The following is a 16,084-nucleotide window of genomic DNA, read 5'->3' on the forward strand; positions in this document are numbered from 1 at the left end:
ATTAAAAGTGCAGCTTCAGAACAAGAGATTGATTTAGTTACTTCAGATGTAAAATCCACATGACCAGGAGTATCTATTAGATTCAGCTGGTAATTTTCGCCACCATATTTATACCAAAGTCTTACCGCAGAGGCTTTTATCGTTATACCCCTCTCTCTCTCTAGCTCCATATCGTCTAAGATCTGAGCTTTAAATTCACGCTCCGTTATAGCTCCGGTATGCAAGAGCATCCTGTCAGCCAAAGTAGACTTACCGTGATCAATATGCGCTATTATAGAAAAATTTCTTATTAGTCTTTTATCCATCAGGTTTTATTACTTTATCGATAGTGCAAACTTACTGCCGAAATCAAGTAACTCCTTAACTTTTTTAATTGATTTTGCCTCTGAATAAATTCTCAATATCGGCTCAGTACCTGAGAGTCTAAAGATAAGCCAGCTGCCGTCTTTAAGTGTAAACTTAACACCGTCATAATCCTCGCAACCCACAACATCATAACCCGCTATATTCTTAATCTTCTTACGCTTGAACTCTTGAAATAATTTTGGTTTCAAATTTTCCGGATAATGTATATCTATTCTCTGATAATGATATCTCCCAAATTGCTTCTCAACGCTTACGATAATCTCTTCAATGCTTTTATTTTCATAAGCCATCATCTCAATGAGCAGCAGTCCGCTTAAAATACCATCTCTTTCGGGTATATAGTTTTTAAATCCAATTCCGCCTGATTCTTCACCCCCTATAAGAACATCTTCCTTTTGCATTATCTCTGCAATATACTTAAATCCTACCGGAGTCTCATAGAGTTTAAGCTCGTAATGAGCAGCTATATTCTTTATCAGAGAACTATTGGAGAGGGTCTTGACTACTGCGCCGCTCTCTTTTCTATTTTTGACAAAATGTATCAAAAGAAGCGCCATTATCCAGCCTGGCGTTAAAAATTTACCCCCTGGCAAGATTGCTCCTATCCTATCTCCATCTCCATCGGTTACAACAGCAAGATCATGCCTTCTCTTTTTCATCTCTCTTATTGGCAAATCCAGATTCTTAGGTATCGGCTCAGGGCTTATTCCGCAAAAAGAAGGGTTTATCTCACCTCTAATTGTATCTACTGAGAGCTTAGTATTTTTGAACAATTCTTCTATTAAGTTTCCACCAGCCCCATGCATAGAATCATGCATAATTTTAAAAGACTTATTCTTTATCAAGCTAAAGTCTACATAAGACTTAAGATGCCTTAGGTAGTCCTGTTTAAATTCAATCTCTCTTATTTTCTTTACTTTCTTAGCCTCTTCAAAATCAAGCTCCCTTAAAGCTGAAGCTCCGACCAGTCTTTCCACTCTTTTTGTTTCCTCCCTCGAAGCAGGTGCGCCTTTTGCGGTCTTTATCTTTATACCATTGAAATTATAAGGGTTATGACTTGCGGTTATCATGAGTCCCCCTGACAATTTATTGCTTATTATTGCCAAGCAAAGCGAAGGAGAAGGAAGAGCTGTTTTAAACAGATCAACTTTTATTCCGTTTCCAGCCAATACTACTGCAGCTGCCTTTGCAAATTCAGGAGATAGAAACCTGGTGTCAAAACCAACCGCAACCCTTAAACTGCTGCTCTTTTTTGATTTCAAATTATCAGCATATGCCTGCGCCAACCTCTTTACATTTTGAAATGTATACTCATCTCCAATAATAGCACGCCATCCATCGGTACCAAACCTTATCATCTAACTCCTCCTCTATGATTAGATATATTATCCTTAAGTTTAGCTATAGCTTCTCTTCTGTCAACAGCCTTAAGTATATAGTTACCCGCAACTAAGATATTACACCCCGCCTCTAGCGCAAGAGCTGAAGTCTCTGCATTTATGCCGCCATCTATCTGAATATCGCCTTTAAAACCATACTCTTCTCTTAATGTTCTTACCTTATCTAAGACCTGGACTATAAAAGCTTGTCCACCGAAACCTGGATTAACCGACATGATAAGTATAAAATCTAAGTCTATATTAACTAATATCTCTTTAAAATAAGCAACATCTGTAGGCGGGTTAATTGTTAAGCCCTTGCGAACTTCTTTTATTCCACTATATACTTTTACAAGTTTTTTTAAATCCAGTCTATTTTCTTTTAAAAATGCTTCGACATGGAAGTTTATTATATCAGCTCCGGCATCTATAAACTTCGGAATAAAAAACTCAGGATCTTCAATCATAAGATGTACATCCAGTACTAGATCGGTAATATTTCTGATATCTTTAACTACTCCAGGTCCTATTGTTAAGTTTGGGACAAAATGACCATCCATAATATCTATATGAAAAAAATCTGCCCCTTTAGCTTCTAAATCCTTTAAATCCAGTTCTAAATTAGCATAGTCTGCAGACAATATTGAAGGTGCAATCTTAATATCTGGATAGTACAACATTATATTTTACCTCCTGTTCTCTTTTTAGAATAGAGCGTTATATTTTGTTTAAATTTATATTCTAAATCTTAAGTATCCTCAATATCCCTTTCACTTCTGAGCCTTTCCAAGTATGACTGTAAAATTATCTGAGCAGCCACTTTATCGATTTGAGATTTTATATTTCGGCTATTTAAACTCTTTAGAGTATTTTCAGCTTCTTTTGTAGAGTAGCGCTCATCCCAGAGAGTCACCTTTACTTCTCTATTCTCACTAAGAATTTTGGCAAACCTTTTTATCTCCTGAGATAATTTAGAATCCTCGCCTTGACTATTCAGAGGATTACCTATTATAACCTCATCTATCTCATAGCTGTTAAAATATCTGGAGAGCTTGCTTAAAAGGTCTGTCTTACCTCTAATGTAGAGAGTATCTAATCCCTGAGCAAATATTCCCAAAGGGTCAGATATAGCTACTCCGACTCTCTTAGCTCCAAAATCAAGCGCTAATATTCTACTCATCAAGAGCCTTCCTTATTTTTTTGGAAAACAATGCTATCTCTTTTATTGTCCTACTCCTCTCTCCTGTATTTTTATCAATTATTTTAATAATTGCACTACCTATAATAACTCCGTCGGCTATCTTTTTAATCTTTAACACCTGACTCTCTTTTGAGATGCCGAAACCAACGCAGAGCGGATTAGAGACCATTCTCTTTACCTTTCTTATCCTGCTAATGGTATTACTTGAGAATATATCCCTGGTACCGGTAACCCCAACTGAAGATATGTAGTAAATAAAACCGCTGCACTCTCTGTCTATCTTTTTGATTCTATCTATTGACGTAGTAGGTGATATAAAAGATGCTAGAGCAAGATTAGAGCTCTTTGCTTCCTGAGTAAACTGACCTGCTTCCTCTAGCGGAAGATCTGGTATCACAACTCCGCTTAACCCGCAATCCCAAGAAAGCTTAAAGAATCTATCTTTACCCAATGCCAAAATAGGATTATAGTAACTCATAAAGAGAACCGGAATATCTATACTGCTTTTTATCTTGCCTAACTCAAAAAATGCCTTCTGAAGTGAAGCCCCTTTTTTAAGAGATTTAGCAGAAGCATTCTGGATAGTAGGTCCATCTGCAACAGGATCAGAGAATGGTATTCCTATCTCAATTGCATCGGCACCGTTCTCTTGCAATATCTTTAAAAGATCATTAAACAGCGTTAGGTTCGGATAGGCAAATGTTATATAGGGTATAAACAGCTTCTCGCCTCGAGAAACTTTTCCTTTTAATTGCTTTTGAAGATCCGTCATGTTATATACTCCTTTACGATATCTATATCCTTATCTCCTCTTCCTGAGAGAGATATAATTACAATATCTCTAGATCTAAAACGAGCTTTGTTCTGAATAATATAGCCTATTGCATGAGCAGATTCCAAGGCAGGGATAATCCCCTCTAGTTCAGAGAGAGATTTAAATCCTAAGAGCGCTGCTTTGTCGGTTACCGCATGGTATTCTGCACGCTTTATCTCTTTATAGTAAGAATGCTCTGGACCAACACCTGGATAGTCAAGTCCGGCTGATATTGAATGGGCACTCTCTATCTGTCCATTTTTATCTTGGAGAAGATAGCTCTTAGAGCCTTGAAAGACCCCTATCTTCCCTTTACAGAGAGTAGCTCCATGTCTATGCGTATTCAATCCGTCTCCGGCTGCTTCAACACCAATAAACTTCACCTTCTTATTTTTAAAAAAAGGATGGAACAATCCGATGGCATTACTCCCCCCTCCTACACAAGCTATAAGGTAGTCAGGCAATCTCTTCTGGGCTCTCTCTATCTGCACTCTAGTCTCTTCTCCTATTACTGTCTGAAAATCCCTTACAATCATCGGATAAGGGTGGGGGCCCATAACTGAACCTATAACATAGTGGGTATTCTCTATATTGGTAACCCAATCTCTCATAGCTTCGTTTATTGCATCTTTTAAAGTACGGCTACCAGAGACTACCTCTGTGACTCTAGCCCCCAAAAGCTTCATCTTAAAGACATTTAAACTCTGCCTCTCTATGTCTTCCTTCCCCATATAGACAACACAGGGTAAACGGAACAATGCTGCTGTTGTTGCTGTAGCTACACCATGCTGACCTGCTCCTGTCTCTGCTATTATACGTTTTTTGCCCATCATCTTTGCCAAAAGTACCTGAGCAATCGTATTGTTTATCTTATGAGCACCTGTATGCGCAAGGTCTTCTCTCTTAAGGTAGATCTTAAAGCCTAATTTTTTAGAAAGGTTTTGGGCAAAATATAAAGGCGTCGGTCTTCCGGCATAATCTTTAAGATGGAGATCGAGCACACTCTTAAACTTCTTAGTCTTTTTAATTCTCCTGTAACTTTTCTCCAGCTCATCTAAAGCTGCTATTAAAGTCTCAGGGACAAATTTTCCTCCAAAATCCAAAAAGTATCCTCTTTTATCTGGTAGCATCTCTCACCTTCCTATCTGTTTGCGAAATAAAGCTCGTATCTCACCAAAAACACTCTTATATTCAAGGCTCTTATAGTCAGGATATGTCCAAACAAGATCCTGATACTCTCCGCCCTTAAGATATAGAGTAACCTCTCCATATATACCTCTACCCAAATAAAGTCTCTGAAGGCTATCTTTAGTAGAGACTAGAACCACTTTCCCTTCGTTAATATAACCGGGATCCAGATTGATATCCCTACTGTTATTATTTATAAATCTTTTTTCTAGCCTGTTTGTGTAGAGTTTAATCTCTCTTAGTCTAGATGGTGGAACCAACTGCTTAAAACTTATAAACTTTCGCAGCAAATTATCTCCCATCTCATCTCTGTAATAGTCAGTAACATTAAATTCCAGCACTCTGCTGTTATAATCTATTGCACCAAACTTTTTAGCTAAAAGTTCTTCTGCTGTTTCAAGCAAAGCTATCTTATTTGCAAGCATGGCTACTATTAATTTTACAGGTTGGACCTTCCTTACAAGCCCCATTCTTCTTCCCATATTGAAGCTATAAATCTTCCCATCAACTCTTGGTCTTTAACTCCGGGCGACTGCTCAATACCAGAGGAGACATCTACTGCGTAAGGATTCACTCCTCTTAGGGCATCTTTTATATTATCGGGATTAAGCCCGCCTGATAAGACAATAGGTACTCCAAAGCTTCTTGCATCTTTGGCTATCTCCCAATTAAAACTTTCGCCTGTTCCTCCAGCAGCTTTCTCACTAAAAGTGTCAAGCAGTATTGCATCTACAGCATTTTTATATTTCGGGATCTCTTTTAAAACAGCTCTGTTTTTTACTTTTAATGTCTTTATCACCCTGTATTTATCTTTAACTTGAGAACAGAAGAGGCTATCTTCTTCACCGTGCAGCTGAATGATGTCCAGCTTGCATTTAGCAGCTGTACTCTCTAACTCAGATATTTCCGGATTCATAAACACGCCTACTTTCATAATAAAAGGAGAAAGAATATTTGTAATCTCAGCCGCCTTATCAGGGCTAATATAGCGAGGGGTATCTTTTACAAAAATAAAACCTAAAGCATGTATTCCAAGCCTAGAGGCGGCCAATGCATCAGAGCCTCTTCTTATTCCGCAAAACTTAACCCTTACCATAACCCAGCAACTCCCTAATATACTTTGCTCTGTCATCGACCTTTAAAATTGATTCTCCAATTAAAAAACCGTCTACCCCAAGACTCTTAAGATAAAGAATATCGCTATGGCTCTTGATACCGCTCGCAGAGATTTTAAATACCTCTTTCGGTATCCACCCAATAAGCTCCTCTGAGCTGGCAAAACTAACTGCTAGACTCTCTAAGTCTCTGTTATTGACGCCAATAATATCCGGATTTAAACCCATAACTTTATCTAAATCTGAAACATCATGAACCTCAAAAAGCACGTCTAACCCCAAACTCTTAGCTATGTCCGAGAACCTGCTTAACTCCCCAGGTTCTAAAATCCTAGCAATCAATAATATTGCATCTGCCATAAAATATTTACTCTCATAGACTTGATACTCGTCTATTATAAAATCTTTTCTCAGAACAGGAAGGTTTATACTCTCTTTAATCAGCTTTAAATCCCAGAGAGAACCCTTAAAAAACTTCTCTTCACTCAGTACCGAAATACAGCTTACCCCGTTCATGCGGTAGAGTTTAGCCAGTTCAAGTATATCGGCATCAGAGCTTAAAATATCACCCGCTGAAGGAGAAGATCTTTTAATCTCAGCGATAATTTTAATCCCTGGGTCATCATTTTTAAGAGCTTTGAGAAAACGACTGCTAGAGGTAGCTTTATTCTCCACCTCTTCTCTCAGTTCAGCCAACGGCAGTCTTTTTTTAGATTCTCTTATCTGCTCTTTTTTAGCTAATAATATTTCATTCAGTAGAGACATTTCTGTAATAATCCTTTAATTGGTTTAATTTTTCTAAAACTTTCTTGCCCAGAAGCAGATCTTTTGCTTTTTTAAATCCTTCAATACTATCAGCAGCCTCTTCCAGCACATAGAGGGCCCATCCGGTATTTAATGCTACTATATCTAACTCTGGAGAATCCTCTCCACTTATAACCTTCCTTGCCTTGCTCAAGGATTCCTCTAAACTACTGACCTTAAGAACTTCTAAATCTGCCTTTTTAATCCCGTACCTTGATGGCTCAATAGATGATACCCCCTCTGAAATATCCCCCTTTTTTAATTGAGAATAATCACTATTTGCTGAAATTGATATCTCATCCATTCCATCTTGAGCATGAAAAACAAGCGCTCCCCTTAAGCCTAAGGTCTTAAGTGCTTTAATTACAATTGAGATCAGATCCTTACTGTATACTCCCAATATTTGATATTTTGGCTTTGCAGGGTTTGCCAGCGGGCCCAGGATATTAAATATCGTACGAATGCCAAGCTCTTTTCTAACTGGCATAGCAAATTTCATGGCAGGATGAAAGTAAGGCGCAAAAATATAGCCGAATCCTACCTCTTCTATGCCTCGCTCTATAATATTCTTATCTTTAAGGAGCGGGATACCTAGAGCCTCTATTAAATCAGCGCTACCGCAAGAGCTGGAGACAGAACGGTTGCCATGCTTTGCAACTGCTACGCCATAAGCTGAGATCGTAAGTGAAACCAGGGTTGAAATATTAAAAGTCTGTAAATTGTCCCCTCCTGTACCGCAAGTATCAATAAGCTTCTCTACCTTAGGGTTAAGCTGGACTGCCTTCTCTCTCATAACAGAAGCAGCAGAGGATATCTCTAGGTCAGTTTCACCCTTCATTTTTAAGGTTGTTAAAAACGCAGCAATCTGCACAGCAGATGCCTCTCCCTCCATAATCTCACGCAGCACAGCTTCTGTCTGCTTATCGTCCAGATTCTCTCTCTCTGATAGCAATTTTATAGCTTCTTTTATCATAGCTTCTAATTATATTATATATATTATTTCAATACAAGATGAATGCTAAAATCCTATGGTTAGGTTACTTATCAACCAAGGACCTATCTAACCAGTCAAGATAATCCTGACTTGAGGAAACAATGGCGGTAGCTATTATTTCAGGCAGTTCATAAGAATGAACCTCTTTAATAGCTTTTTCTAACTTCTTAAAGAGAGAGCTCTTTGTCTTAATGATGCAAAGATACTCTTTAGACTGTTCTATCTTGCCCTTAAAACGATAACTGCTTTTGATAGGCCCAACTATTTGAATACATCCAGCCAGTCTTTTGCTAAGCAACATCTTGGCTATCTTCTCCGCGTTACCCTTAACAGTTGTAGTGTAAACCTGAATATAGTCTTCCATTTATGCTGCCATCATTTTTAATTTATCAACTATATCTATCATACCTTTGGTATCTAAGCCACAGTATTCTTCTAATGCTGCATAAAGCTTGTCTCGTTCTCTAGTATCTAGGCTATCTTTTAGCGTAGCATTAAAGTACTTAATGCTTGCAACTGCACCATTGGAGATATCTAGATCCTGATAACCTTTACCGGTAATCGCAGGAAGAACGCTCTTAAGCGAGTTGCTTCCCTGCTGTGCTGGGTTGTAGTAGTGATAATTCTTAAACGGTTCATAGAGATCCAAGAAGTTCTCTTCAATACAATTAAACCAGCTTCTATATTCCGGATAAGCCTCAGTAGCTTTATTGAGCACCCTTTTCTCAAAGATTGCAAAATAAGCTACTATTGACCCTTCTGCTGTAATAATCTTACTCAAGTTTTGAAGTATCTCTTTACGGGGGTCTTTCTTAGACTTAGAGAGATAATCAAAGAGCTCAGGCTTGCTATTCTCATCTTTTAAAAGATAGAGTACATACTGAAATGGTATATCTTCATAAGACCTAGAGTTATCATAGATAGGAACCGCAGATTTTATTGTTTCAAAATCAAGAAAGTACGCAGGGTATTTCAAGCTGCCTAAAAAATCAGATAGAGCGTTCTTATCTACGTGGACACTGTTATCTATATGACTTTTAAGTTGGATTTTTTGCTTATCGTTTAATATCTCTTCATCATCTATATCTTTAAGCTCCAAAATTCCTCTTTCAAGAAGTTCAAACCCAAGAGTTCTACCTCTGTTAAAGATAAACACATTGTTTTTAGATGGGATAAACTTCCAGCAAAAACCTTTAAGGCTGCATTCATATGGCGCAAAGCACTGCGGACCTATCTTGATATCAGGCATGCTGCTCTTTGATGCCAATGCAATCATATCCTCTACCCTGCTCTTAATATCAGATAGAGATATCTTGTCTATCTCTTCCGTTACATCCTCAGAGAGCATGAACTTGTAAGGGTCTATCTCTCCCTGTTTTATAAAATCAGGATTGATATGCATTATATATGCCTTTCTGATCTTAAGACCCTTCTTAATAAGGCAATATCTCTGAAAAGCAACGTCTTCATAATGTTCATCTTTGACCTTCATGGAGCTCTTAACCTCTATGATATCCCAACTATCATCTTCGACTGGATTAAGAATATCTATTCTAGAATAGATATTATCAACCATTATCCCGGCTTCAAATATAGTTTGACGCTTCTTTATTGACTGTTGAGTGCGGTTGATATTTAAACTGAAATTAGAGTCACTCAAGTCTACGCCTTCGGGATATATTCTCTTTGCTACATCGCCCACCTCTTTACCTTGGTCAAATCTGAATTGAAGCTCAAGTTCAACAGCAGGTATCTCTTTAGGCATATGCTCTTTGACCCAAAGGTATTTAGGGCATTGTAAACCTGAGATATATTTTGATTTGGTAATCAACATCTTAGATGTGAAAAACTAAAAAATGTTTTAGATTTGAGTATCTCTTAACCCAATTAATCCATAGACTGGAGCGCTTCCTGCATTAAGGGCAGTATGTTCTCCAGTTCCTCTTTGGTTAAACGGCCCATCTTGGCATATCTAAATTCGCCTTGACTGGACATGTTTTCACGAGCAATCTGAAGCTTCTTTACACCTTTGTTGTAAGAATAGACGCTTACTGTCAAACGCTCTAACTCAGATTCCCAAGTTTTTGAAAAAAGACGCTCATCTAAATTCGGGTCATATCCTGGCATTTCATACCTCCTTTATGTTTATAATACTGATATTAATATTAATATTAATATATTCGGCTTAAGAGTTCAAGTTTTATTATTAGGAGGAGCCATAAACTCAGCTCCTATAGGATTAGGGATACACTCCTTAACTATTCTTTCAATGGCTAATCTTACCTCTTGATCTAATTTCCAACCCATCACTTCATTCACTATCTCAAGCTGTTCTGGCTTTCTTGCACCCCAAAGAGCTATGTCAACACCCTTATGATCAAGTACCCACTTAACAGCAATGGACAACACACCTTTGTCATATCTTTCCTGAGTTAGATCATCAAGCTCATTAACCGCCTCAAGATAATTCTCATAGTGAGGCTTCAGAAACTTAGGGTCAATCTTTCTTATATCATCTCCTTGAAACTCCGTATCTATCTTAATCTTGCCGCTCAATAACCCCCTGCAAATGGTACCATAGGTAAGAGTTGTAACACCATGAGTATGGCAATAAGGTAAGACATCCAATGCGGCAGATTGCTCAAACAAATTAAAAGGCGGCTGAGAAGTATGCAAAGGAGCATACTCTCTAAACTTATCCATTTGAAGAGGACTATAGTTACTCACGCCTATAGCTCTTATCTTCTTGCTGTTATAAAGCTCAAGCATTGCTTCTGCACTCTCTCCTATAGGAGTATCTTTATCCGGCCAATGTATTTGATATATATCTATATAATCTGTATTAAGCCTCTTTAGTGAATCGTCTAATTCTTTTAATATTCTTCTCTTAGATGAGTCTCTCTTAACATTATTCTCATCCCAATCAAGCCCAGCCTTAGTCGCAATCACCACATCTTCACGCCTGCCATATATTGAAATAGCTTTCCCTATTAACTCTTCAGATTTTCCATGTCCATAGATGGGGGCGGTATCGATGAGGTTTATACCGCGCTCCAGTGCTGCTAAGATTGTATTTATTGCATCATGTTCTTCTGTGCCGCCCCAAAGCCAACCGCCTATTGCCCAACTCCCCAAACCTATTCTAGAGACAGGTTTAATATCTGTATCTTTGATTTGAATATAATCCATGTTAAGCAATATTATACAAAGAAATTAAAACAAGTAAAAGACTTAAGGAGCATTGGTCACTTGAGCCACAGTCAAGTGCTCTAGGCTATTCTCACTGTGCCTGGAAGGCAAGTTTTTAACAGCTGCAAGCTTTATTCTAAAGAGCTTTCTTCTTGAGACTGTAAAGAAAATGACCTTATAACATCTTCTACCTTTCGCTCTAATCCTCTCTCGATAAAACCAGGGATGGATTCGCGAAGTCTAGCCTTGAACTCAGACTCAAGCCATTTAAAATTGACTGCATCTTTAAGTCCAGAGAGTTGAAAGTCAAACTCTAGATAATCAAGTTCATCTCCCAAGATCTTAAGAAGCGGTCTAAATTTAGCTGACTCTGCAATGACAGATTTAGAGAGCGAGAGCCTAACTTTACTAGATAAAAGATCATCAGAATTGATCTTAAAATAACCCTTTATTCTCACGTCTTCTGAATCAAGATTCATCTCTTTAAAATCAATTGAATTTTTAGTTATACTCATAGATGAATTAATGCTGTTAAACTCTATATCTCTTATTGAAGAGATTACAAAGAAATCTGACAACCAGATGAGGAAATCTAAATCCTCCGTTCTACCATCTTTTATTACCATATTACCTTCTAATTGTGATTCTGGATAATTACTATAATTGAAATTTCCGCTTAGTTTTCCAAAGATATTCGGAAAAAACAGGAAATCAAACCTATTTGAATCTATATCAGTAGGATTAAAATTGATATTGAATCTTAAGGGCAACTCTTCAATAGCCATAAATCCCTCTCCGTTAATAGTACCTCCAAAAAGATTGGATGAAAAATTGAAATGCTTCGCCTCTTTTGCATTATCTATAGCAATAATCATATCATCCAAACGGAGATTGTAATCCTGATCCGTCTTATAAGATATATCTAAATAATCGCTTTTAATTTGAGGATTTCCGTTTTGATCCGAACAACGGTTTAACCCCTTAAACTCCACCACAACACTCTCTCTTTTATCGTCTTTAGGGTCTTCTCTTATAAAATCAATACTACAATCTCCATTAATACCATTCACAGCTAAAGACGCAGTTAACTTCAAGTCTAAAGCCTTAGAATTGTTCACTCTACCAGCAGGCATCTGGTCAGGATAACTACGGAAATTAAAATCAAAAGAAGGTGGTTCTATCAACATTATATTACCATAAACAACTGAAGGAACATCGTTTAAGTTAAAAGTTGCTTTCTTAACCTGGATTAAAGGATAGGATATATCCATCAAGAGATCTATATTCTGAATATTAAGGCTAGACTTAGAAGAACCTACTATACGCATATAGGGTTTGCTTCTAAAAATAAGAGTCTTTAGCTTTATAAACAAATCTGTATAATCAGGATGGGTTTCAAGAAAATCTCCGGCAGTCATATAACCATTAAGATGGAGACTATTATCTAAAAACTCTCCCTGCAGTTTTAAGTAAAGGTTGTCTTTTTTAAGATTTAAATTCTCCACCAAAAAACCATTCTGAGTTAAAGAACCTTTTAAACCATAGCTCAATACTTCAGGATGAGATATCAGCTTACCTCCTTCATGAGAATAAACCTTTAAAAAACCAACAGAACCATTATTAGAAAAAGACATTCCATTAAACTTTAAAGAGCTGTCCAGGATTATACGTCTTTGGATTCCATCTTTACCAGGCATAATAATTGCAGCATTCTCTATACTGCATAGTGCAGGGCTCTGACTAAAAAATAATCTTAGTAATTTTGCGATGTCATGAATCTGGTCTTCTCTTATCTTGCCTCCTCCATAATAGTACACTTTAGACTCTTTTATTTTAATATTTTGAGGAATGATTTTATTTTTAAACAAAGCCTTCTTAATAGAGAAAGAGATTTTTAGCTGGTCTATATACTCTAGATGTAGAGATTTAGAGAGACCTAGAAACTCAACTCTATTTAAAACCAAGCTTGCAGGAGGCAAATAATATATTGAACCCAATTTTAAGTCCTCGCCAATATAATTGGCTAGCCTTAAAGTAATATTACCCAACGAAGACTGAAAGTATATATTCAGAGAAACTACCGCAATGGCTGTTAAAAAAATTAGCACGCCGATTAGAAGGAAGGAAGGCCTAATAATATATTTCTGAAAATAATTTTTCATCTATAAAAAATTCAATTTTATCTATGTAGTAGACTGCTTTATACTCTTTCTCTAAAACAGAGACATAGCTATACTCTTTGAAATCTCTAAATAAGAGGCTTAGCTGCTTAGAAGTAACTATCTCTTTCTTGAGTTTATTTACTTCATCTGAATCACCCCTCTTCTTGGTTATCTCCACAAGATATGCTTTTATGAATATTTTTGCTTTTGATTCCGAATTTATCTTCAAAATTTCGTTAAAGTTTTTTAAAGCATCATGATAAGCTTCAATATTGTAATAATATTCTCCAAGAGCAAAAAGCGAAGACTCATAATGTTTAGATTCCGGATACAAGGCAACCAAAAAGTGTAAGTCTGAAAAAGCAAAGTCTAACCACCCTTTTTTTATGGACTGCTTTGCGCGCATAAACACATCGTCTGCATTATCTGCAAAAACCTGTCCTAAAAACAGGAGGAAAAATAAAGTCAATAAATATAAGAAAGTGTTTCTTTTTTTTAAGAGATTGCTCATTTAAATATACTATCAAAATAACAACTGAAATTGCAACAGCCTCAAAAGAGCAAGGCTTAAAATTTAATCGACTATTAAGTCAGGATTAAGAAACCTAGAGATATCATCGGAAATTGCCTCACCATATCTAATCAGATAAAGCCTCATGCTACTCTCCAAGATTGAAGATACTCTTTATTGCTTGACCTGCTTTCTCTGTTATATCTTTTGCGCTACCACCCAGTGTCTCACCAATTCCAACCCCCTGCTTTACACCGCCCTCAAGCTCTCCTATTGTCATATTGAGCGTATTAGCAGTTAAACCTTGGAGGTTCTTGATTTTAAAACTGGCGATATTTGTATTGATAAGAGCTCTTACTAGAATTAATCTGGCTAATGCCTGCGGATCTGTTATATTATCGTAACTTTCATCAATATTAAGATTATACTCTTTAATGGATGGCTTCGATCCAGAGAAATAATCCTTATATACCACTCGTCCAATCTTTAGCTTAAGGTGATCAATTCTAAACCTTGTCTTCTTCTTTTCTCCAGGCCCATCTTCTTTTACTACAACCTGTTCTTCTTCTGCCGATTTAACAACTTTAAGAGAATCAAAATTTAACCCGCCATCTTTTGTTTTGACAATAATCATTTCACGTAAATTTATTCTCACCTCTTTAAGATGGATATCGTTTTTCAATATCGCAGCCAGATTATAATCAACATAAATCTCAGGCATATCAACCATAATCTTATCTACATATCCTGGAGGATTATAAAGCTGCATACCCTCTATGCTTATAATGGTCTCTGGAATACCTACGTTTAAATTTGCAATATCTAACTTTAAGCCAGTTATCTTCTTTACTCCAGTTGAAACAGCAAGTTTTACTATCCGATTTCTAAATATAAACACAGCTCCAATTAAGACCACAACTAAAATACAGATAACAACTAGTGCTTTAAATAACTTTGCCATATCCAACCTCCTTTTATCAATTTGTAGATTATATTGTATCTAAAGATAGTTTATCAAGCAATAGAAATGACCAATAAAAGGTTGACTAAGTTTAACTATATAGAGTATGTTGAAACAATAACCTTAAAGGAGGAGCCATGTATAGAATATCAAGCTATCTATGTATTACCTTTTTATTGTTATTAAATTTATCTTGCTCCAAAACAGAATCCGAATGGGGAAAATCTATTAAATACAAAGGGAGTGATCTTTACTACACATCGAAAGTAACTGAAAGTGAAACCAAGGAACTGGGAGACTATTTGCTTGAGGCAGGATTTTTCCAAGAAGAATCTAAAAGTAGCTCGCAGATAACAAAAGATAATGGCAAATACCAATTCCGCATAGTTGTTAAAAAAGAGTCTCTTAACGACGAGGATTTTATTAAAAATGCTGCGATGTTTGCTGCTACTATATCAAAAGGTGTTTTTAATGACAACCAGGTTGAAATTCACATCTGCGATAAAAGCTTTAAGACCGTTAATGTCGCTACCTATGTCTATAGCGATAATTAATTATTACTAACTTCTACAATTTGCATAAGTTTTACTGTATCCCATTTTGTAGAAAATACATCAATATTGTAGCTCTAAATCTGAGAGAAAATAAACTTGTAATAATCAATTACCACCTTAAGCGAATGAGCAAAGGCCTTGCCTAAAAAATAACTCAACACAAGAACTATAATTGTAACAATACTTTTACTTCTCCTACTAAATCTAGGATTTAACCATAGTAGAGGTAACGCAAAAGGCCCAACACAGACAAAAGCTACTATTAAATTAGAGGTCTTAAAAAACCAACTCTCTTTAGTTTTTTTACCTAAAAACTCACCACAAAACCGGCATTTTATAGCTTCATCCTGAATCTCTTCAAAACAATAAGGGCATCTCTTCATTGTTCAACCATATAAACCCTGTCATTCTCGTGCACTTTCTTTATAACTTTTATTCCAGCCTCTTCCCCTTTATTAGCCTTAGCAACGCTCTTATGGTCAATCTGCATCGATTTAACGGTCTGCTTAAAATCGTCATGAGCTCCTTTAATATGAATCTTAGCACCTACTTCAAGTGGGGTCTTAAGCTTGATAATTCCAACAGATATTTTACCAAAATAATGTGTTACCCTACCAACCTCTTTTGGTTTTACCTTTTTTACTGGTTTTACTATCTCAGATTTCTTCCTAACAGCTGCTTTTTTTGTCACCTTTTTAACATTAAGTCTAGCTTTTACTAGATCACTCTTTTGGGATACTGCTTTTTTATTGGAAACGATTTTCTTCTTCGTGGGTTTAGCCACTACCTTTTTTATTTTTTCAGATTTTGATTTAAAAATTCCAAATAACGCCACTCAGTCCTCCT

At 36.6% G+C, this 16,084-nt stretch carries 20 protein-coding genes; 1 reads left to right on the forward strand and 19 read right to left on the reverse strand.

Annotated features, from left to right (window positions below; translation table 11 throughout):
• The 17 genes from P9X27_01250 to P9X27_01330 all read right to left on the reverse strand — a co-directional run.
• Positions 1 to 305, reverse strand: a 305-nt coding sequence (locus tag P9X27_01250; GenBank protein MDP8253011.1) for a GTP-binding protein, incomplete at its 3' end; no start/stop codon positions are given.
• A gap of 9 nt (positions 306 to 314) precedes the next feature.
• Positions 315 to 1,724, reverse strand: coding sequence for a phosphoglucomutase/phosphomannomutase family protein (locus tag P9X27_01255; protein ID MDP8253012.1), 1,410 nt, complete (start codon positions 1,722 to 1,724; stop codon positions 315 to 317).
• Positions 1,721 to 2,425: a ribulose-phosphate 3-epimerase gene (gene rpe / locus P9X27_01260; protein MDP8253013.1), complete on the reverse strand. Its 705-nt coding sequence runs from the start codon at positions 2,423 to 2,425 to the stop codon at positions 1,721 to 1,723. The genes P9X27_01255 and rpe overlap by 4 nt, the downstream gene beginning before the upstream one ends.
• A gap of 68 nt (positions 2,426 to 2,493) precedes the next feature.
• Positions 2,494 to 2,925, reverse strand: coding sequence for a Holliday junction resolvase RuvX (gene ruvX, locus P9X27_01265; protein MDP8253014.1), 432 nt, complete (start codon positions 2,923 to 2,925; stop codon positions 2,494 to 2,496).
• On the reverse strand, positions 2,918 to 3,718 hold the full coding sequence (gene trpA, locus P9X27_01270; GenBank protein ID MDP8253015.1) for a tryptophan synthase subunit alpha: 801 nt from the start codon (positions 3,716 to 3,718) through the stop codon (positions 2,918 to 2,920). Before trpA ends, ruvX begins: the two co-directional genes overlap by 8 nt.
• Positions 3,715 to 4,890, reverse strand: a complete 1,176-nt coding sequence (gene trpB, locus P9X27_01275) for a tryptophan synthase subunit beta (protein MDP8253016.1) — start codon at positions 4,888 to 4,890, stop codon at positions 3,715 to 3,717. Before trpB ends, trpA begins: the two co-directional genes overlap by 4 nt.
• 3 nt (positions 4,891 to 4,893) lie before the next feature.
• Positions 4,894 to 5,430: a DUF4416 family protein gene (locus P9X27_01280; protein ID MDP8253017.1), complete on the reverse strand. Its 537-nt coding sequence runs from the start codon at positions 5,428 to 5,430 to the stop codon at positions 4,894 to 4,896.
• Positions 5,406 to 6,044: a phosphoribosylanthranilate isomerase gene (locus P9X27_01285; GenBank protein ID MDP8253018.1), complete on the reverse strand. Its 639-nt coding sequence runs from the start codon at positions 6,042 to 6,044 to the stop codon at positions 5,406 to 5,408. Before P9X27_01285 ends, P9X27_01280 begins: the two co-directional genes overlap by 25 nt.
• The gene (gene trpC / locus P9X27_01290) at positions 6,031 to 6,828 is read right to left on the reverse strand and encodes an indole-3-glycerol phosphate synthase TrpC (protein ID MDP8253019.1); all 798 of its coding nucleotides are present in this window, start codon (positions 6,826 to 6,828) and stop codon (positions 6,031 to 6,033) included. Before trpC ends, P9X27_01285 begins: the two co-directional genes overlap by 14 nt.
• Positions 6,812 to 7,840: an anthranilate phosphoribosyltransferase gene (gene trpD / locus P9X27_01295; protein ID MDP8253020.1), complete on the reverse strand. Its 1,029-nt coding sequence runs from the start codon at positions 7,838 to 7,840 to the stop codon at positions 6,812 to 6,814. The genes trpC and trpD overlap by 17 nt, the downstream gene beginning before the upstream one ends.
• Positions 7,841 to 7,904: 64 nt before the next feature.
• Positions 7,905 to 8,225, reverse strand: coding sequence for a divalent-cation tolerance protein CutA (gene cutA, locus P9X27_01300; GenBank protein MDP8253021.1), 321 nt, complete (start codon positions 8,223 to 8,225; stop codon positions 7,905 to 7,907).
• Positions 8,226 to 9,695: a DUF2779 domain-containing protein gene (locus P9X27_01305; GenBank protein ID MDP8253022.1), complete on the reverse strand. Its 1,470-nt coding sequence runs from the start codon at positions 9,693 to 9,695 to the stop codon at positions 8,226 to 8,228.
• Between the two features lie 53 nt (positions 9,696 to 9,748).
• Entirely contained in the window at positions 9,749 to 9,988 is a 240-nt protein-coding gene (locus P9X27_01310) for a hypothetical protein (protein MDP8253023.1), read from the reverse strand.
• Between the two features lie 66 nt (positions 9,989 to 10,054).
• Entirely contained in the window at positions 10,055 to 11,050 is a 996-nt protein-coding gene (locus P9X27_01315; GenBank protein ID MDP8253024.1) for an aldo/keto reductase, read from the reverse strand.
• Between the two features lie 131 nt (positions 11,051 to 11,181).
• Positions 11,182 to 13,212, reverse strand: a complete 2,031-nt coding sequence (locus P9X27_01320; protein MDP8253025.1) for a hypothetical protein — start codon at positions 13,210 to 13,212, stop codon at positions 11,182 to 11,184.
• On the reverse strand, positions 13,181 to 13,618 hold the full coding sequence (locus P9X27_01325; protein ID MDP8253026.1) for a hypothetical protein: 438 nt from the start codon (positions 13,616 to 13,618) through the stop codon (positions 13,181 to 13,183). Before P9X27_01325 ends, P9X27_01320 begins: the two co-directional genes overlap by 32 nt.
• 253 nt (positions 13,619 to 13,871) lie before the next feature.
• A complete protein-coding gene (locus P9X27_01330; protein MDP8253027.1) occupies positions 13,872 to 14,684 on the reverse strand; it encodes an AsmA family protein in 813 nt (270 codons plus the stop codon).
• Between the two features lie 137 nt (positions 14,685 to 14,821).
• On the opposite strand from P9X27_01330, the gene P9X27_01335 reads away from it, so the two are divergent.
• Positions 14,822 to 15,238 (forward strand): hypothetical protein, encoded by a 417-nt coding sequence (locus tag P9X27_01335; protein MDP8253028.1) that lies wholly within the window; start codon positions 14,822 to 14,824, stop codon positions 15,236 to 15,238.
• Positions 15,239 to 15,312: 74 nt separating this feature from the next.
• On the opposite strand, the gene P9X27_01340 is transcribed toward P9X27_01335, so the two are convergent.
• Both P9X27_01340 and P9X27_01345 read right to left on the reverse strand, forming a co-directional pair.
• The gene (locus tag P9X27_01340; GenBank protein MDP8253029.1) at positions 15,313 to 15,621 is read right to left on the reverse strand and encodes a zinc ribbon domain-containing protein; all 309 of its coding nucleotides are present in this window, start codon (positions 15,619 to 15,621) and stop codon (positions 15,313 to 15,315) included.
• Positions 15,618 to 16,073, reverse strand: coding sequence for a hypothetical protein (locus P9X27_01345; GenBank protein MDP8253030.1), 456 nt, complete (start codon positions 16,071 to 16,073; stop codon positions 15,618 to 15,620). Before P9X27_01345 ends, P9X27_01340 begins: the two co-directional genes overlap by 4 nt.
• Positions 16,074 to 16,084: the final 11 nt, after the last annotated feature.

This window comes from Candidatus Kaelpia aquatica, from assembly GCA_030765335.1.
GTDB classification, from domain to species: Bacteria; Omnitrophota; Gorgyraeia; order Kaelpiales; family Kaelpiaceae; genus Kaelpia; species Kaelpia aquatica.